Origin of the sequence: Frankia sp. EI5c (assembly GCF_001636565.1) — a bacterium.
In the GTDB taxonomy this organism is placed as follows: Bacteria; Actinomycetota; Actinomycetes; order Frankiales; family Frankiaceae; genus Parafrankia.
Map to the genome: position 1 here is coordinate 353,612 of NZ_LRTK01000006.1, position 18,179 is coordinate 371,790.

Consider the following 18,179-nt stretch of genomic DNA (forward strand, 5'->3'; position numbering starts at 1 on the left):
NGTGCCGTTCGCGGACGCGAAGACCACAGACCTGGGCGTGACGGTCGTCCTGGAGGACGGGACGACGGTCGCCGCCGAGCTGCTCCTCGTGGCCGTCGGGCGGGCGCCGGTCACCGCCGGCCTGGGCCTCGACGGCATCGGTGTCGTCACCGAACGCGGCCACGTCCTCGTCGACCGCCAGCTGCGGACGAACGTCCCCACCGTCTCCGCTCTCGGTGACCTGCGGCCCGGCCCGCAACTGGCCCACGTCGCGTTCGCCGAGGGAATCACGGTCGCGGAGCGGCTCGCCGGGCTCGACCCGGTCCCCGTCGACTACGCGGGCGTCCCCCGGGTCACCTACTCGCATCCCGAGGTGGCATCCGTCGGCCTGACCGTCGACGCCGCCCGGGAACGCTACGGTGAGATCAGTACCGCCACGTACCACCTGGCAGGAAACGGAAAGGCACGGATCCTGCGCACCTCGGGCGCGGTGACCGTGGTCTCGGCGAAGGACGGTCCCGTCCTCGGCGTCCACATGGTGGGCGACCGGGTGGGCGAGCTGATCGCCGAGGCGCAGCTGATCACCAACTGGGAGGCATACCCCGCTGACGTCGCCCAGCTGATCCACCCGCACCCGACACTCTCCGAGGCGCTCGGCGAGGCGCACCTCGCTCTCGCCGGCAAGCCACTGCACGTCCACAGTTAGCCTGCGGTGCCCGCCGTTCGCCCCAGCAGCCCGACCGGGTGCCGGCAACGGACGTCGGGCGCGACGAAGGAGTCGTTGTCAGCATGTCAGTATCCGTCACAATGCCCCGCCTCGGGGAGAGCGTCTCCGAGGGGACGGTCACCCGCTGGCTGAAGAAGGAAGGCGAGCGCGTCGAGGCCGACGAGCCGCTGCTTGAGGTGAGCACGGACAAGGTCGACACCGAGATCCCCGCGCCGGCCTCCGGCATTCTCGGCTCGATCAAGGTCGCCGAGGACGAGACCGTCGAGGTCGGCGTCGAGCTGGCCGTCATCGAGGATGGCGCCGGCGGCGCGGGCGGCGGCGCCGCTCCGGCCGCCCAGCCCGCCCCGGCTCCCGAGCCGCCCCAGGCCGCCGCGCCGCCGCCCGCTCCGGCTCCTGCTCCGGCGCCCGCGCCTGCTCCCGCGCCGACACCGCCGCCGCCGGCCGCCCCCGCCGCGCCGCCGGCTCCGGCTCCGGCTCCGGTCCCGGCGCAGGCCCCCGTCCCCGCGCCGACGGCGGACGCCGGCGCGGACGGGCTCGGCCGTTACGTCACGCCGCTGGTCCGCAAGATGGCCGCGGAGCTGGGTGTCGATCTCGGCTCCGTGACCGGCAGCGGCCCGGGCGGGCGCATCACCAAGCAGGACATCCAGGACGCCGCCAAGGCACAGGCGCCCGCGACCGCGCCGGCGGCACCCGCGGCCACCGCCGCCCCGGCGGCGCCCGCCGCGGCCGTGCCGGCTCGCCCGGCCAGCGCACCGGCGCAGGCTCCCGCCCCCGCGGCGGCCCGCGGCCGCACCGAGAAGCTCAGCCGGCTGCGCTCGCTGGTCGCCCGCCGCATGGTCGAGTCGCTGCAGATCAGCGCGCAGCTCACGACCGTCGTCGAGGCGGACGTCACGCGGATCGCGAAGCTGCGGGACCGGGCCAAGGCGACCTTCCAGGCCCGCGAGGGCGTGAAGCTGTCCTTCCTGCCGTTCTTCGCGGTGGCCGCCTGTGAGGCGCTGCGCGAGCACCCGGTGATCAACTCCAGCATCGACCTGGAGGGTGGGACGGTCACCTACCACGACTCGGAGAACCTGGGCATCGCGGTCGACACCGACCGCGGGCTGGTGGTGCCGGTCATCCACAACGCCAGCGACCTGAACCTGAGCGGCATGGCCCGCAAGATCGACGAGCTGGCCGCCNGCACCCGGGCGAACCAGGTCTCGCCGGACGACCTCGGCGGCGGCAGCTTCACGCTGACCAACACGGGCAGCCGGGGCGCGCTGTTCGACACCCCGATCATCAACCAGCCCCAGGTGGCGATCCTGGGCACCGGTTCGGTCGTGAAGCGCCCGGCGGTCATCACCGACGCGGAGCTCGGCGAGGTCGTGGCGGTGCGGTCCAAGGTCTACCTGTCCCTCACCTACGACCACCGCATCGTCGACGGCGCCGACGCGGCGCGTTTCCTCACCTCGATCGCCGCCCGGCTGGAGGAAGGTGCCTTCGAGGCCGAGCTGGGGCTGTAGCCCGGCCGAGGCCGCGGCCGAGATCAGCGGTGCCGGGTGGCGGCCGGGGGCGGGGCAGGACCCCGCGCCCTGGCCGCCTCCCGGCGGAGGACGAACCAGGAGCCCACACGCATGAAGGTGGCTGTCACCGGGTCGTCCGGGCTGATCGGCTCCGCCCTGTTGCCCGCGCTGCGGGCCGACGGCCACGAGGTGGTGCGGATCGTCCGCCGCCCGCCGCGGGACGCCTCCGAGGTCCACTGGGATCCCCGCGCCGGGGTACTCGACCCGCTCTCCCTGCGGGGCGCCGACGCGGTGGTGAACCTCGCCGGTGCCGGGATCGGTGACCACCGGTGGACCGCGGCCTACCGACAGACCCTGCGCACCAGCCGCATCGAGGGCACGCGCCTCCTCGCCGAGACCCTGGCCGGCCTCACCCCGCCGCCCCGGGTGCTGCTCTCCGGCAGCGCCATCGGCTGGTACGGAACCTCCGCCGGATCCACCGAATCCGCCCTGGACGAATCAGCCGCGGCCGGCACCGGTTTCCTCGCCGATCTCGCCCGCGACTGGGAGGCCGCCACCGCGGCGGCTGACGCGGCCGGCGTCCGGGTCGTGCACCTGCGGACCGGCGTCGTGCTGTCCGGGCGCGGCGGCCTGCTCAGACGACTGCTGCCGATCTTCCGGCTCGGCGCCGGCGGGCGGCTCGGCACCGGGCGCCAGTGGCTGAGCTGGATCACCCTCACCGACACCGTCAGAGCGCTGGCCCTGCTGCTCGGCGAGGCGGAGGGCACCCGGGGACCGGTGAACCTGGTGTCCCCGAACCCGGTGACGAACGCGGAGTTCACCGCCGCGCTGGCTCGTGTTCTGCACCGGCCGGCGCTCGTCCCCGTCCCGCGGGCGGCGCTGCGGCTGGCGCTCGGCGAGTTCGCCGACGAGGGAGCACTCGCCTCCCAGCGGCTCGCGCCGGCCGCGCTGCTGGGCGCGGGCTTCCGGTTCACCCATCCCGAGCTCGCCCCGGCCCTGGCAGACGCCGTGCTCCACGGCACCTGAGCCACCGCGAAGCCGACCGAACCGGTCAGCCGGGTGCGACCTCCTCACTGACGGCGAGCCGCCAGCCCCCTGCCGCCCGCCACAGCGTCAGGTCCTTCGTGCCGGGCGGGCTGCTCGGCTCGCTGGCCACCACAGCGCCCGCGGCGTCGACGAAGTCGTAGGCGGCCACGCTCTCGGTGACCCGCAGGACAGCGCGGTCCGCGCCCTCCTCCCGGATCACCAGGTCGATGATCTCGACCCGCACCGGGGTGGAATGCGCACCGCGCTCCCGCAGCCGGCTGATGATGTTCCGATCGGTGTCGAGGGCGGGGCTTCCGGGCGCGTCCGCGGCCTCCAGCGCGGCCTCGTCGGCGCGTTCGAAGGCTGCGCTACGCGCGGCGTTGAGCTCGTCCAGAACCGCGCGCCAGGCCTGTTCCGGGGTGCGCCCGCTCACCGGTGCCGCGCTCGGCTCCCGCTGGGCCCCTCCGGCCACCGCGGCGGCGGAGCGGGTCTCAGGCTCGGACGCACCGCTCATCAGCACGGCGGCGACGATGACGGCCGCCAGCCCGACACACCCGATGCCCGGCAGCAGCAGCCGGTGCCGCAGCCTTGCCCGCCGGGCCGACCGGCCCCGAGCCCCGCCGCGGCCCGCCCCCGGCGACCGGCCGGAGCGGCGGGCCACGGCTGGCGGCCGCCCGCCGCGCCGGCTGGTTCTCGGCCGGCGTTCGCGGCCGGTGGGACGCAGCGACCCCACCAGCTCGGACGGGTCGGCGGGCGCCGTCCTACCGTCCGCCGGCGGCGGCGCGAGACCGCCGACAGGCTCCGCCGCCGGGCCCCCGCCCGCCTCCGCGGGCTCCGGCTGCCCGGCCCGGTGGGCGTAGCCGGCCGGCTCGTCCCAGGCCGCGTCCGCCCCACCCGCCGGCCACGGTGGTGCGTCGACCACGGCGCCCTCGGCGCCCGCACCGCGCGGGTGGCCCCGCTCGCCCGGCTCGCCGACGTAGTCCGCGTAGGGCTCGTCACCCAGGTAGTCCGCGTCGTTCTCACCCTCGTGGTCCGCGTCGCTCCCGCCGCCGTGCCAGTGCGGGCCGGTAGCCCACGGATCGAGCTCGTCATCGAGATCGCCCGCGGCGGCCGGGGCCGGTTCCGGCGCGCCGCCGGGCAGCTCAGGCCGCGCCTCGGCCTCGCCGCCGCCGGGCGAGACGTCCGCCAGCCGGACGGGCAGCGGGGTGGCGCTGCGGGCCAGCCCGGCGGCGAGCTCGGCCGCCGAGGGCCGGCGCAGCGGCTCGTCGATCAGCGCCATCGCGACCGCGACGGCGACCGCCGCCGCGTCGGGTCCGGTGGCCTGGCGCATCGCTCCGAGCAGCAGGTCGGCCAGGTCCCGGACGTCGTCCGCGGCCGAGGCGGCCGGATCGGTCAGGGCGGCGAGGGCGGTGCCGGTGAGCATCGGCCGGCCGTTCGGCTCCAGCAGGATGTCCAGCGCGGTCAGCTCGCCGTGGACCAGCCCGGCAGCGTGTGCGGCCGCGAGTGCCTGCGCGACCGGCAGCCCGATCGTGACCACCTCGCCCGGGTCCAGCCGCCCCCGGGCGGCGAGCAGCCGGGAGAGGCTGACCGCCCCGTCCACCGGCTCCGCCACCACGGCCAGCCCGTCGGGCGTGCGGACCACGTCGGTCACCGCCACCAGGTGCGGGTGCCGGACCTCGATCAGCCGCAGGATCTCCTCCGCGGCCTCGGCGCGCAGCAGCGGATCGGCCGGCAGCCGGACGTGGCGGACGGTGACGTCCACCCCGAGACGCTCGACACGGCCCGCCCAGACCTCGCCGGCACCGGCGTCATAGCGGCGGTGGCGCAGGGTGATGCCGGGCACCACGGGCTCACCGCCGTGCCGCCCCGGCCGGGGATCGGAATCGTCCGTGAAGGTCACGATCGTCGACGCTAGGCGCAAGCCGGCACCCGCGCAGGACTCTTTCGCCAGCTGTGGATAACTTCGTTCGCAACGGTCGCGGTGATCCGCCGCACCGCGCGGTGTACCACCCCCGGGCCCGCCCGGAACCGCCCGGGCCCACCCGGAGCCGGGTGCCGGGCAGGGGCCGGCCGTCCGGCGAGACGGCTCGGCCACCCAGCTCAGCTCAGCAATCCAGGAGTCAAGCAATCCAGGAGTCATCTGTGCAGATCCTCGCGACGAGCGGCGGCTTCCAGCCCGACGGCAGGTGGGGCGCCCGGGTCGGGCCGCTGCTGGACCACGCGATCCGGCTGGCGGCGCCGGCCGGCCGGCCCCGGCTGTGCCTGCTGCAGACAGCACTCGGCGACGACCAGGCGGCCTACGCCCGCGGCTACGCGGCACTGAACCGCGACCGGCCCGACGTCCTCGTCTCCCATCTCGCGCTGTTCCCGATGCCCAACGTCGCCGACGTGCGGGCGCACCTGCTCGCCCAGGACGTCATCTGGGTCGGCGGCGGCAGCGTGGCGAACCTGCTCGCCGTCTGGCGGGCCCACGGCCTCGACGAGATCCTGCGGGAGGCATGGGAGGCCGGCGTCGTGCTCGGCGGCGTCTCGGCCGGCTCGCTGTGCTGGCACGTCGGCGGAACCACCGACTCCTTCGGCCCCGACCTGCGCCCGGTCACGAACGGCCTGGCGCTGCTGCCGCACAGCAACACCCCCCACTACGACTCCGAGGCCGCCCGCCGCCCGCTCTACCAGCGGCTGGTGGCCGACGGGACGCTGCCCGCCGGCTGGGCCACCGACGACGGGGTGGGCCTGCACTTCCGCGGCACCGAGCTGGTCGAGGCGGTCGCGGACCGGCCGGACGTGTACGCCTGGCGGGTGGAGCCGGGCCTGGACGGCACCGCCGTGGAGACGCGGATCTCACCCCGCCGCCTGCCGGACGCCGGGAGCGACGCGGGCTGACACCAGCAGCGACGCGGGCCGGTTGCCGCTGGCCGGCGAGGGCCCGGCCGGCTTGCCTCGGCCGGCCGCCGGGCGGGCGTACGCTCGGGTTGTGGATGTCCTCCGGTTGGGTGTCGTTCCATACAACGAGGCCTGGGTCATGCAGCGTGCCCTGGCCGAAGAGCGCCGCCACGGGCGCGGCGAGGACACGTTGATCCTCCTCGAACATCCGGAGGTCTTCACCGCCGGCCGGCGCACCGGCCCGGCTGACCGCCCGGTGGACGGGAGCGACGTCGTGGACGTCGACCGCGGCGGCGGCATCACCTGGCACGGGCCCGGGCAGCTCGTCGGGTATCCCATCGTCCGTCTGCCGATGCCGCTGGACGTGGTGGCCTATGTCCGCACGCTGGAGGCGGGCCTGATCGCCGCCTGCGCCGAGTTCGGGCTGCCGACCCGCCGGGTGGAGGGCCGCACCGGCGTCTGGACGTCCGACGGGATGCGCAAGCTCGCCGCGATCGGGGTCCGGGTGAGCTGGAAGGTCACCAACCACGGCTTCGCGCTGAACTGTGACGCCGCACTGTCCGCCTTCGGCCGGATCGTTCCGTGTGGAATCTCCGACGCGGGTGTGACGAGCCTCAGCCTGGAGCTGGGGCGGACGGTGTCGGTGGCCGAGGCCCGCCCGGTGGTCGAACGCCACCTCACGAGCGCCATCACCGACTACCTGGCCGCCGGCCGGGTGGCCGAGGCCCGCCGCCGGCCCCGCCCGGCCCCCCAGGAGAGCGTCGCCTCATGACCGCCGTCGCTCCGGAGGGCCGCCACCTGCTGCGGCTGGAGGTCCGCAACGCCGCGACACCGATCGAGCGCAAGCCGCCGTGGATCCGCACCCGCCTGCGCACCGGCCCCGAGTACACGGACGTGCGCCGGCTCGTCCGCGAGTCGGGCCTGCACACCGTGTGCGAGGAGGCCGGCTGCCCGAACATCTACGAGTGCTGGGAGGACCGCGAGGCCACCTTCCTGATCGGCGGGGACGTCTGCACCCGGCGCTGTGACTTCTGCCAGATCGACACCGGCCGCCCGACCCCGCTGGACGTCGACGAGCCGCGCCGGGTCGCCGAGTCGGTGTCGACCATGGGGCTGCGGTACGCCACGGTGACGGGTGTCGCCCGGGACGACCTGGCGGACGGCGGGGCGTGGCTGTACGCCGAGACCGTCCGGCAGATCCACGCCGGGTCGCCGGGCACCGGTGTCGAGGTGCTGATCCCGGATTTCGGCGGGCGGGCCGACCAGCTTCAGGAGGTCTTCGGGGCCAGGCCGGAGGTGCTCGCGCACAACCTGGAGACCGTTCCGCGGATCTTCCGCCGGATCCGGCCGGGTTTCCGCTACGAGCGCTCGCTGGCCGTCCTCACCCGGGCCCGGGAGGCCGGCCTGGTGACCAAGTCCAACCTGATCCTCGGGCTCGGTGAGACCGACGAGGAGGTCGCCGAGGCGATGGCCGCGCTGCAGGCCGCGGGCTGCGACCTGCTGACCGTCACCCAGTACCTGCGCCCGACCCCCCGCCACCACCCGGTGGAGCGCTGGGTGCGTCCCGAGGAGTTCGTGGAGTGGGAGCGCCGGGCGATCGAGATCGGCTTCGCCGGCGTGATGTCGGGGCCGCTCGTTCGTTCGTCCTACAGGGCCGGTCGACTGTACCAGCAGGCGATCACATTCCGTGATGGAAACGTTGCGAAAGAGCCGGTTACGCCCGAAAGTGTGTCGCACGACTCTCACGCGGGGTGACGACTGCACTGGTGGTGACTACCCGGGGCGACTAGGCTCGGGCTTGCGTAACGTGGCGGTCACCACACGGGGCTCGCCGCGGCGTGGGGGTCGCCGCCACCTGCTGGACATCGCGACGACATCCACGCGCTTCACACTCAGTGCTGTTCAGGCGGGATGCCATCCCGTCCCGGGCGACACGACCGCGTCGGGAGGTCGTCGACACCGTGCTCCACTCACTCCTCAACGCACTCGAGGAACTGACTCTTCTCGTTCTCCCCCACGGTGGCCAGCGCACCGCTCGCCACAACGCCTGGCGCGCCGCCACCGACCTGCACGTCACGACCGGCTACCGCTGGGTGGACCAGATCTCGGTGTCCGCCTTCGGTGTCGGCCTGGCCNCTCGGCCCGCTCCCGGCGCGGCTCCCGCGAACCCGGCTCCCGCGAACCCGGTGACCGCAAAGCCGGTGGCCGCGGGCGCGGTGACCACCCGGACCGCAGCTCCCGCGGCCGACCTGCCGGCCCCCCGGGAAGCCGCGCCACGCCCCGGTGCCGGCCGGGCCCCGGGAGCGCGCCCCGGCGCTCCCCGGGCGGCCAGGGCACGGATCGCACCGACCCGAACCCGCCCCGCGGCCGCACGTTCCTGAGCCGCCGGCACCGACCAGCCGCCAGGCAGGCGCCGCCAGGCCGTAGGCTCGCGGCTATGGCGCTGCGGAGGAAGCCGACCGGTGCCGGCGGGGAGCCGGTGCTCGCGGCCGCGGGTGGGAACGGAACAACGAGTGACGGGTCTTCCCGTCGATCGGGTCGGCCGGGTGCGGCGGGCCGGGCTGGAAGCCGGCCGGCTGGCGGCGACCCGCGCGGTGCGAGCGGGAGCGCGATGGCGTCGCAGGCCGGGGGCACCGGTAACAGCGGTGCCCGGAAGAGCGGCGGGAAGAAGGGCGGCGCCCAGAGCGGCGGTGCCCGGGCCGGCGATCCGAAGGGCGCCGGCGGGGCTGGTCAGCCGGGCCGAGGCAGTCGGCCCGGCGGCGGCGAGCCCGCCGGGGGTTCCGCAGGGAAGCTCGCGCAGCTCCGACTCGTGTACAAGATCACCCGGCAGCGCGATCCGCAGGTGCTCTGGCTGAGCCTGCTGGCGCTCGTCGTGCCGATCGCGGTCGGGGTGGTGCTGGGGATCTTCGTCGGCCCGCTGTACATCTGGCTGCCGATCGCGGTCCTGCTCGGGCTGGTCGTGGCACTCAACGTCTTCAGCCGCCGGGTCCAGAAGACCGCCTACGCCGAGATGGAGGGGAAACCCGGCGCCGCCGCCGGCGTGGTCGAGCGGATGCGCGGGGACTGGCGCCTCACCCCGGCTGTCGGCGTGAACCGGCACCAGGATGTCGTCCATCGTGTGGTCTGCCGCGCCGGAGTGGTCCTCATCGCCGAAGGCCGCGGGCGCGGCCCGCGGGAGCTGCTGGTCGCCGAGAAGCGGCGCATCCGCAAGATCGTCGGCGACGCCCCGCTGCTCGACTACATCGTCGGCAACGGCGAGGGCGAGATTCCCCTCCCGAAACTGCAGAGCACCCTCATGCGGCTGCGCCGTGAACTGCGCAAGCGTGACGTCGACGCCCTGGAGCGCCGGCTGCGGGCCGTGAGCAGCCCGGCGCTGCCGATCCCGAAGGGCCCCATCCCGCGGAACATCCCACGCGGCGGGCGCCTGCGCTGACCCGGGTGCGCGGGCAGCCGCGCACCCGCCCGCACCGCGGAACCCGCACCCGGGCCGGGCGCCCCGCGCCCGGCCCGCTCATGCCTTCGAAGGCACCACCGCATCGCGGACGACGACCGTGCCCGCGGCCCGGTCATGCGTGCCACGCAGGTCGCGGTCCCAGATGAAGGCCGGCACGAGCAGCGCCAGCAGCAGGGTTCGGGCGAGGATCCACACCCAGCCCTGCCGTTCGCCGTCCCGTGCCCGGATGACCCGGATGCCGGCGAGCCGCATACCGATGGTCTGCCCGGCGACCGAGATCAGCACGAACTCCTCCAGCAGGAAGGCTCCGAAGACCGCCAGGCCGCGGATGTCCGCCGCCGCGCTCACGCCGACGACGTAGAGCAGGCCGACCAGCAGGTTGGCCAACACCCCGTCGACGATGAAGGCGATGATCCGGGGGCCGAAGCCCACCACCGAGCCGGGCCCGTCCACCGGAAGCCCGAGCCGGGCTCCGGGTGGTTTGTCCCGAGGCAGTCCGGGCCCTTCCAGCCAACCTCCGAGTGCGCGTCCCACACCGCAAGCCTATGCGGCGCGCCCACGCCATCCAGGCGATGACACATCGTGACAGACGCCGCTACGGTAACATCCCGGAAACAGTGTGGTGATTTCCCCGGTACGCCATGCTGTCACGCAACGCAACCGCTCAGAGCGTACTCTGTCAGTCATTGGAAGCCTGAAGAACGCTGGAGGGTGGATGTTCACGAACGCCGACGACGTACTCCGCTATATCCGGGACGAAAAAGTTCTGTTCATTGATGTACGGTTCTGCGACNTGCCCGGCGTCATGCAGCACTTCACGATCCCGACCGAGGTCTTCTCCGAGTCGGTCTTCAGTGACGGTCTCATGTTCGACGGATCGTCGATCCGGGGTTTCCAGGCGATCCACGAATCGGACATGCTCCTGCTGCCGGACCCGCGGACGGCGTTCATCGACCCCTTCCGCGAGCACTCCACCNTCGCGATGACGTTCTTCATCCACGACCCGATCACCAAGGAACAGTACTCCCGCGACCCCCGCAACATCGCCAAGAAGGCCGAGGAGTACCTGCGCGGCACCGGCATCGCCGACACCGCGTACTTCGGGCCCGAGGCCGAGTTCTACATCTTCGACGACGTCCGGTACGACTACAATCCCTACGGCTCCATGCATGCGGTCGACTCGGTCGAGGCGGCCTGGAACACCGCGCGCAAGGAGGAGGGCGGCAACCTCGGCTACAAGCCCCGCTTCAAGGGGGGCTACTTCCCGGTGCCGCCCACGGACCACTTCACCGACCTGCGCTCGGAGATGAGCCGCGTGCTCTTCGAGGTCGGCATCACCGTCGAGATGCAGCACCACGAGGTCGGGACGGCCGGCCAGGCCGAGATCGACATCAGGTACGACACGCTGCTGAAGACGGCCGACAACCTGATGCTCTACAAGTACGTGATCCGCAACGTCGCGCGCAGCCGGGGCAAGACGGTGACCTTCATGCCCAAGCCGCTGTTCGAGGACAACGGCTCTGGCATGCACACCCACCAGAGCCTGTGGAAGGACGGGGAGCCGCTCTTCTACAGCCCCAACGGGTACGGCGGACTGTCCGACACCGCCCGGCACTACATCGGCGGCCTGCTGCACCACGCCCCGGCGCTGCTCGCGTTCACCAACCCCACCACGAACTCCTACCGGCGGCTGGTACCGGGCTACGAGGCCCCCGTGAACCTCGTCTACTCGGCACGTAACCGCTCGGCGTGCTGCCGGATCCCGCTCGGCGGCGACTCCCCGAAGGCGAAGCGGGTCGAGTTCCGGGTGCCCGACCCGAGCTGCANCCCGTACCTCGCCTTCGCCGCGATGCTGATGGCCGGCCTCGACGGCGTGAAGAACAAGATCGACCCGCCGGACCCGATCGACAAGGACCTCTACGAGCTGCCGCCCGACGAGCTCGCGGCCGTCCCCCAGGTTCCCGGCTCCCTGGAGAAGGTCCTGGACGCGCTGGAGGCCGACAACGACTTCCTCCGTGAGGGAAACGTCTTCACCGGCGACCTCATCGAGACCTGGATCGACTACAAGCGGGTGAACGAGGTCGACGCTATCCGGCTGCGGCCCCACCCCTATGAGTTCAGCCTCTACTACGACATCTAGCCAGCGATTTCCGGCCGATGCGGCGGTGGGGTCACCAATGGGCTCCGCCGGCGCGATCGACCCACCGCTCCCGGGCCCGGCCGCCCGCCTCCGGTATGACCTGTGGGCCGCACCGGTACGGACCAACGACCACCACCGATGACGGCTCCGGGGCGTTAACCGAATGCGGGCGGGGAAGCCCCGGCGGATGGGCCGGGAACGGAAGGCCCGTGTCCATGAACCTGTGGACACGGGCCTTCCGTCGTTACGGCGGTTTTTCCGCTCCGTACCCACCGCGGCTGGCGGCTGATTTCGCTTCCCCGAGGCGACTTCGCCCGCCCGGCAACACCCGAGTGACCGAGAATTAACAACCCGGGAACTGATTGGAAACGGGACCCGACCAAGCTCCGGACGAACCCTCCCGTCAGTTGCGGCCGNGGTCGGCCCTCCCCCGGCCGATCACACAGTCGCTCCGTCACGTGACACGTCAACCACGGGGAGTACGAGTGAGCTATCAGGCCGAGTACATCTGGATCGACGGCACCGAGCCGGAGCCGTTGATGCGGAGCAAGACCCGCATCGTCAAGAGCGGCAGGGAGCCGGAGATCTGGGGCTTCGACGGCTCCAGCACCAACCAGGCCCCGGGTTCGAACTCCGACTGCGTGCTGCAGCCGGTCTTCACCTGTCCGGACCCGCTGCGGGGTGGCGACAACGTCCTCGTCCTGTGCGAGGTGCAGCTGACCGACTTCACCCCGCACCCGACGAACACCCGGGCCGCCGCCCGCACGGTGGCCGAGAAGTACGCCGACATGACGCCGATGTTCGGCATCGAGCAGGAGTACACGTTCTTCCAGAACGGTCGCCCGCTCGGCTGGCCGGCGGTCGGCTTCCCCGAGCCGCAGGGCCCGTACTACTGCGGCGTCGGCGGCGAGAAGATGCCCGGCCGGGACATCGTCGAGAAGCACACCCAGGCGTGCCTCGACGCCGGCCTCGCGATCGAGGGCACCAACGCCGAGGTCATGATGGGCCAGTGGGAGTTCCAGATCGGCGTTCTGCCGACGCCGGCGATCGGCGACCACATCTGGGTCGGGCGCTGGCTGCTGCACCGCATCGCCGAGGACTTCGGCGTGTCGGTGTCCTTCGCCGCCAAGCCGGTCCTCGGTGACTGGAACGGCGCCGGCGCGCACACCAACTTCTCCACGAAGCAGACCATGGAGAGCTGGGACGCGATCGTCACCGTCTGCGAGTCCCTGGGCACCCGCGTCATGGAGCACGTGACCCACTACGGCACCGGCATCCAGGACCGCCTCACCGGCAAGCACGAGACCGCCCCGTGGAACAAGTTCTCCTGGGGTGCCTCGGACCGCGGCGCGTCGATCCGGATCCCGTGGGCCGTCGAGAAGGCCAAGAAGGGCTGGATCGAGGACCGCCGTCCGAACGCGAACATGGACCCGTACGTGGTCTCCGCGCTGATCGTGGACACCTGCTGCAGCGCGCTGGCCGGCGACAAGCCGACCCTGTTCGTCCCGTCGCAGACCGCCGAGACGACCGTCTCGGTCTGACGCACCCGGTAACCCGCTCGGGGCCGCCGGGAACTTCCCGGGCCCACCGGGCACCTCACGAGGTCGTGGGCCCCGACGCGAGAGTGTCGGGGCCCGCCGATCCCACCTCCGGGGGATCTCGTCTCCCGCCGAACCCTCCTGCCCGCCAGTCCCGGGGCACCGCCGGCGGCTCAGACCCGGCGGACTGCTCAGACCCGGCGGGCGGACCGCTCGCGGCCGAGGACCTCGTCCGCCACCGCACGCGCGCGGGCGGCGGTCCGCCGATAGTCGTGCGGCAGGTCCGCCACGTTCTCCGCCGGGTAGCCCAGCGCGCGGGCCACCTGCTCCAGCCCGGGCCGACGGGCCGGCAGCAGATCCCCGGCCTGCCCGGACGTCAGCATGATCCCGTTGCGGATCCGGGAGGCGAGCGTCCAGGCGGCGTCCAACGCCGCGAGCTCCCCCGGGCTGATCAGACCCGCTTCGGCCGCCGAACGCAGCCCCTCCCTGGTCGAGGTGGTGCGCAGCGCCGGCACCCGCCTGGCGTGGCGCAGCTGCAGGATCTGCAGCGTCCACTCGATGTCGGTCAGCGCGCCGGGCCCGAACTTCACGTGCAGGCTCCGGTCGGCCCCACGCGGTATCCGTTCCCGCTCCATCCGGCCGCGCAGCCGCAGCGCCTCCGCGACGGCGTCGTCCGGTAGCACTTCCGGGTAACGCACCGGGTCGACGAGCCGACAGAACCGCTCGCCGAGTCCCAGATCCCCCGCCAGCGGGCACGCGCGCAGCAGCGCCTGCGCCTCCCACCCGGCTGACCAGCGGCCGTAGTAGGCCCTGTAGGCGTCCAGCGTGCGGGAGAGCGGGCCACCGCGGCCCTCCGGGCGCAGCGCCGCGTCCAGCCGCAGGGGCGGATCGGGCCCCGGCAGCGCGAGCAGGCGGTGCAGCTCGCCGATGATCGCGGCAGCGAGCCGGGCCGCCTCCGCCTCACCGACTCCCGGCCCCGCCTCGTGGACGAACAGCACGTCGGCGTCGCTGCCGTAGGACATCTCGGCACCGCCGAGCCGGCCCATCGCGACGACCGCCAGCCGGACGGGACCCTCGTCGGCACCTTCCCCGGTGGTCCCGCCGCTGGTCCCGCTGGTCCCGCCGCTGGTCCCGCCGCTGGTCCCGCTGGCGGTCCCGCCGGTGGCGCGGTGCTCTCCGAGGATCTCCCGGCGCGCCACCAGCAGCGCCGCCTCGATCGTGGCCGCGGCGGCGTCCGACAGTGCCCTGCCCACGGCGCCGACGTCCAGCAGCCCCAGCAGATCGGCGCAGGAGACGCGGACCAGCTCGACCCGGTGCACCGCCCGCGCGCGGCCCACCGCGTCCCGGGTGTCGGGGTTGCGGTGCGCGACCGCGAGCAGGGTCCGGGCCAGCGCCGCCCGCGGCACCGGGCGCAGTTCGTCCTCGGTCCGCAGCAGCCGCACCGACTCCGGCGCCCGGGCCATCAGGTCGGCGACGTACCGGCTCGTCGCCAGCACCCGGGCGACGCGGTCGGCGGCGCCGGCCGAATCACGCAGCAGGCGCAGGTACCACGGGGTGCGGCCGAGTGCCTCGCTGACCTGCCGGTAGGCCAGCAGCCCCGCGTCGGGCTCGGGGGCGTCGGCGAAGGTCGGCAGCATGGTCGGCAGCAGGCGACGCTGGATCGCGGCGGTCCGGCTCACCCCGTTGGTGAGCGCCTCGATGTGCCGCAGGCAGCGCGCCGGGTTGGCGAAGCCGAGCGCGGCCAGCCGGTCGGCGGCCTCCTGCGGGGTCAGGCGCATCTCCTCCGCCGACAGCCGCGCGACGGACTCCAGCAGTGGCTGGTAGAAGAGCTTCTCGTGCAGGGAGCGGACGGTCCGCGCCACCCGCCGGTGCTCCTCGGCGAGTTCGGCCGCCCCACGCAGCCCCAGGCAGCGGGCGAGCCAGCGCAGGTCACCGGGTTCACGCGGCAGGGTGTGCACCCGCCGCAGCCGCTGCAGCTGCAGGCGGTGCTCGGCGACCCGCAGGAACCGGTAGGCGTCGGCGAACCCGGCGGCGTCCCGCCGGCCGACATAGCCGCCCCGGGTCAGGCCGTCGAGCGCGTCGAGCGTCGACACCACCTGTAGCTTGGCGTCCGCCCGGCCGTGCACGAGCTGCAGCAGCTGGACGGCGAACTCGACGTCGCGCAGCCCGCCGGGACCGAGCTTGAGGTTGCGGTCCGCCTCGTAACGCGACAGTGAGCGCTCCACGCGCCGGCGCATCGCCCGCACATCCGCGACGAAGTCCGGGCGGGATCCCGCCGTCCACACCAGCGGCGCGATCATCTCGCCGAACCGCCCGCCGAGCTCGAGGTCGCCGGCCACCGGCCGGGCCTTGAGCAGCGCCTGGAACTCCNAGGTCCGAGCCCAGCGCCGGTAGTACACGCCGTGGCTCTCGAGGGTTCGGACGAGCGCGCCGTGCCGGCCCTCGGGCCGCAGGTTGACGTCCACCTGGAACAGTTCTCCGGCCGCGGTCGGTGTGCCGCAGACCCGCACGATCCCCTCGGCCAGCCGGGTCGCGGTGCGCAGGGCCGCCTCCTGGTCGGAGCCCGGCTCCGGCTCGGCCACGAACAGGACGTCCACGTCACTGACGTAGTTCAGCTCGCGCCCGCCGCATTTGCCCATGCCGATGATCGCGAGCCGGACGGGCACGTCGGCCGGCCCGAGACCGACGCGGGCCACCGCGAGCGCGGCGTCGAGCGCCGCCCCGGCCAGGTCGGCGAGCTCGGCGGCCGCGTCGTCCAGCGACACCGTGCCGGTGAGGTCCCGCGCGGCCAGCACCAGCAGGGCCCGCCGGTAGGCCAGCCGCAGTGCGTCGAGCACCTCCGGCCCGTCACCGCCGGCCAGGGGCAGCGCGGCCGCCGGCTCGGCGCCGACCGCGCGGAGCAGGTCGGCGCGGACAGCGGCCGGATCCGCCGGCCCGGTGGTGGTCGACTCGGGTTCCAGGATCAGCCAGTCCCGCGGGTGGACGACGAGATGGTCGCCCAGCGCCGCGCTCGCCCCCAGCACCGCGACCAACCGGCGCCGCAGGCCGGGGCGGTCGGCCAGGGCCGACAGCAGCCGGCCGCCCGAGCCGGCGGGCTGGGCGTCCAGCATCCGTTCCAGGCAGCGCAGCGCGAGGTCCGGATCCGCGGCGACGGCCAGCTCGCCGATGACGAGGTTCCCCGCGAACCCGGGGGCGCCGTCGTCCGCGGGCAGCAGCCCGACGCGGCGCATCGTCGCCGCGGCCCGCTCGACGTCGGTGAAACCGAGCCGGGCGAGCTGGGCGCCGACGGTGTTGCGCCGCGGCTCGGCGCCCGCCCGCCGGTCACTCACAGCGTCGGAAGGTACCGGTCGATCTCGAAGGGGGTGACCTGCCTGCGGTACTCGATCCATTCCGAGCGCTTGTTCCGCAGGAAGAAGTCGAACAGCTCGTCCCCGAGGGTGTCGCGGACCAGCGAGGAGCTCTCCATCGCCGCGATCGCCTCGGCCAGCGAACCGGGCAGCGCGGTGATCCCGCGCTCGCGGCGCTGTTCGTCCGTGAGCGTCCAGACATCGTCGGCGGCGGGCGCGGGCAGCTCATACCCGTGCTGCACCCCGCGCAGGCCGGCGGCGAGCATGAGCGCGAAGGTCAGGTACGGGTTGCAGGCGCTGTCCGGCGAGCGGAACTCCACCCGGGCGGCGTTCGACTTGTTGAGCTTGTACAGCGGGACCCGCACCAGGGCCGACCGGTTGTTGTGGCCCCAGCAGACGTAGGCGGGCGCCTCCCGCAGCTCTCCGGCACGGCCTTCGCCCACGAGCCGCTTGTAGGAGTTCACCCACTGGTTCGTCACGGCGGTGATCTCCGCGGCGTGCGTCAGCACCCCCGCGATGAACGCCTTCGCCACCTTCGAGAGCTGGTACTCGTCGGTCGGGTCGTGGAAGGCGTTGCGGTCACCCTCGAACAGGCTCATGTGGGTGTGCATACCCGAACCGGCCTGGTCGCTGAACGGCTTGGGCATGAAGGTCGCGTAGATGCCCTGCCGCAGCGCCACCTCCTTCACCACCTGGCGGAAGGTCATGATGTTGTCGGCGATGGTCAGCGCGTCGGCGTAGCGCAGGTCGATCTCCTGCTGGCCGGGCGCGACCTCGTGGTGGCTGAACTCCACCGAGATGCCGAGGCGTTCCAGCACGCTGATGGCCTGCTGGCGGAAGTCGTGGCTGATGTCGTTCGGGGTCAGGTCGAAGTAGCCCGACTCGTCCACCGGCGGCGGGACCGGGCGCCCCCTCGTCGGCGGTTCCTNGAGCAGGAAGAACTCGATCTCGGGGNGGGTGTAGAAGGTGAACCCGGCGTCGGCCGCCTTCGCCAGCGTGCGGCGCAGCACCCAGCGCGAGTCCGCGGCGGCGGGCGTGCCGTCGGGCATGACCAGGTCGCAGAACATGCGGGCCGTCATCGGGTGCTCGCCCCGCCAGGGGAGGACCTGGAAGGTGGACGGGTCCGGCCGGGCGAGCATGTCCGCCTCGTGCACCCGGGCGAAGCCCTCGATCGCGGACCCGTCGAAGCCGATGCCCTCCGCCAGCGCGCCCTCCAGCTCCGCCGGCGCGATCTCGACGGACTTCAGCACCCCGAGCACGTCGGTGAACCAGAGCCGCACGAACCGGATGTCGCGCTCCTCCAGGGTGCGGAGTACGAATTCCTGTTGCTTGTCCATGGGCCCTCCGCGCGTGAGTGCGGACTCGTCGGCACGGCGAGCCGAGTCATCTTCTGGCAGTCCGGCCCGGAACCGCCGCCGGCCCGGAGGGCTCCGGACCGGACACGGCGCCACCGGGTACTTTGCCCGAGAGTAGCGACTGTTGCCGCCCCTGGCTGCAGACGTTACAGCGACGTTGCGCGACCGCAACCGCTGGACCGCCCCCCGGCCCACGGGACCTGCCGCCTGATCAGACAGCCCCGTCAC

General features: G+C 73.5%; 12 protein-coding genes and 7 pseudogenes. 13 read left to right on the forward strand and 6 right to left on the reverse strand.

The features are described from left to right. Window position 1: 1 nt before the first annotated feature. The 4 genes and pseudogenes from UG55_RS32540 to UG55_RS04920 form a co-directional block, all read left to right on the forward strand. A pseudogene (locus UG55_RS32540) lies at window positions 2-685 on the forward strand (FAD-dependent oxidoreductase); the annotation flags it as partial. Window positions 686-768: 83 nt separating this feature from the next. Next, window positions 769-1,884, forward strand: a 1,116-nt coding sequence (locus UG55_RS04915; RefSeq protein ID WP_242423741.1) for a 2-oxo acid dehydrogenase subunit E2, incomplete at its 3' end; no start/stop codon positions are given. Window position 1,885: 1 nt separating this feature from the next. Beyond that, window positions 1,886-2,208: pseudogene (locus tag UG55_RS32545) on the forward strand (2-oxo acid dehydrogenase subunit E2); the annotation flags it as partial. Between the two features lie 111 nt (window positions 2,209-2,319). Then, on the forward strand, window positions 2,320-3,234 hold the full coding sequence (locus UG55_RS04920) for a TIGR01777 family oxidoreductase (protein ID WP_066063414.1): 915 nt from the start codon (window positions 2,320-2,322) through the stop codon (window positions 3,232-3,234). Between the two features lie 25 nt (window positions 3,235-3,259). On the opposite strand, the gene UG55_RS04925 is transcribed toward UG55_RS04920, so the two are convergent. Next, complete coding sequence (locus tag UG55_RS04925; protein ID WP_242423742.1) at window positions 3,260-5,134, reverse strand: protein kinase; 1,875 nt, start codon at window positions 5,132-5,134, stop codon at window positions 3,260-3,262. A gap of 242 nt (window positions 5,135-5,376) precedes the next feature. Here UG55_RS04925 and UG55_RS04930 point away from each other — a divergent pair, with 242 nt between their 5' ends. From UG55_RS04930 to UG55_RS04950, 4 genes are all read left to right on the forward strand, one after another. Beyond that, on the forward strand, window positions 5,377-6,117 hold the full coding sequence (locus UG55_RS04930) for a peptidase E (protein WP_066063420.1): 741 nt from the start codon (window positions 5,377-5,379) through the stop codon (window positions 6,115-6,117). Between the two features lie 106 nt (window positions 6,118-6,223). Beyond that, the gene (gene lipB / locus UG55_RS04935; protein WP_242423743.1) at window positions 6,224-6,889 is read left to right on the forward strand and encodes a lipoyl(octanoyl) transferase LipB; all 666 of its coding nucleotides are present in this window, start codon (window positions 6,224-6,226) and stop codon (window positions 6,887-6,889) included. After that, a complete protein-coding gene (gene lipA / locus UG55_RS04940; protein WP_066063423.1) occupies window positions 6,886-7,872 on the forward strand; it encodes a lipoyl synthase in 987 nt (328 codons plus the stop codon). The genes lipB and lipA overlap by 4 nt, the downstream gene beginning before the upstream one ends. A gap of 682 nt (window positions 7,873-8,554) precedes the next feature. Next, entirely contained in the window at window positions 8,555-9,550 is a 996-nt protein-coding gene (locus UG55_RS04950) for a DUF4191 domain-containing protein (RefSeq protein ID WP_066063425.1), read from the forward strand. 78 nt (window positions 9,551-9,628) lie between these two features. Here UG55_RS04950 and UG55_RS04955 read toward each other — a convergent pair whose 3' ends face one another. Then, entirely contained in the window at window positions 9,629-10,105 is a 477-nt protein-coding gene (locus UG55_RS04955; protein WP_083986405.1) for an RDD family protein, read from the reverse strand. 160 nt (window positions 10,106-10,265) lie between these two features. On the opposite strand from UG55_RS04955, the gene UG55_RS45140 reads away from it, so the two are divergent. From UG55_RS45140 to glnII, 5 genes and pseudogenes are all read left to right on the forward strand, one after another. Continuing rightward, window positions 10,266-10,364: hypothetical protein (locus UG55_RS45140; protein WP_396230807.1), on the forward strand; the 99-nt coding region annotated here is incomplete at its 3' end. A gap of 1 nt (window position 10,365) precedes the next feature. Beyond that, a pseudogene (locus tag UG55_RS32550) lies at window positions 10,366-10,547 on the forward strand (glutamine synthetase); the annotation flags it as partial. A 1-nt stretch (window position 10,548) separates the two neighbouring features. After that, window positions 10,549-11,397, forward strand: a pseudogene (locus tag UG55_RS32555) (type I glutamate--ammonia ligase); the annotation flags it as partial. Between the two features lies 1 nt (window position 11,398). Then, window positions 11,399-11,711 (forward strand): annotated as a pseudogene (locus UG55_RS32560) (type I glutamate--ammonia ligase); the annotation flags it as partial. 485 nt (window positions 11,712-12,196) lie between these two features. Further along, entirely contained in the window at window positions 12,197-13,252 is a 1,056-nt protein-coding gene (gene glnII / locus UG55_RS04965; RefSeq protein WP_066063432.1) for a glutamine synthetase GlnII, read from the forward strand. Window positions 13,253-13,440: 188 nt separating this feature from the next. Here glnII and UG55_RS04970 read toward each other — a convergent pair. The 4 genes and pseudogenes from UG55_RS04970 to UG55_RS32575 form a co-directional block, all read right to left on the reverse strand. Further along, a partial coding sequence (locus UG55_RS04970; RefSeq protein ID WP_242423744.1) for a bifunctional [glutamine synthetase] adenylyltransferase/[glutamine synthetase]-adenylyl-L-tyrosine phosphorylase occupies window positions 13,441-15,619 on the reverse strand: 2,179 nt, incomplete at its 5' end. A gap of 1 nt (window position 15,620) precedes the next feature. Continuing rightward, window positions 15,621-16,578: pseudogene (locus UG55_RS32565) on the reverse strand (bifunctional glutamine-synthetase adenylyltransferase/deadenyltransferase); the annotation flags it as partial. Beyond that, window positions 16,575-17,524, reverse strand: a 950-nt coding sequence (locus tag UG55_RS04975) for a glutamine synthetase family protein (protein ID WP_242423745.1), incomplete at its 5' end; no start/stop codon positions are given. The gene UG55_RS04975 and the pseudogene UG55_RS32565, both read right to left, overlap by 4 nt. 27 nt (window positions 17,525-17,551) lie before the next feature. Continuing rightward, window positions 17,552-17,933 (reverse strand): annotated as a pseudogene (locus UG55_RS32575) (glutamine synthetase beta-grasp domain-containing protein); the annotation flags it as partial. Between the last annotated feature and the right edge of the window lie 246 nt (window positions 17,934-18,179).

What these genes read in the sequence shown, in the direction of transcription:
- UG55_RS04920 (WP_066063414.1), top strand. Translation starts at nt 2,320, where the DNA reads ATGAAGGTGGCTGTCACCGGGTCGTCCGGGCTGATCGGCTCCGCCCTG.
- lipA (WP_066063423.1), top strand. Translation starts at nt 6,886, where the DNA reads ATGACCGCCGTCGCTCCGGAGGGCCGCCACCTGCTGCGGCTGGAGGTC.
- UG55_RS04950 (WP_066063425.1), top strand. Translation starts at nt 8,555, where the DNA reads ATGGCGCTGCGGAGGAAGCCGACCGGTGCCGGCGGGGAGCCGGTGCTC.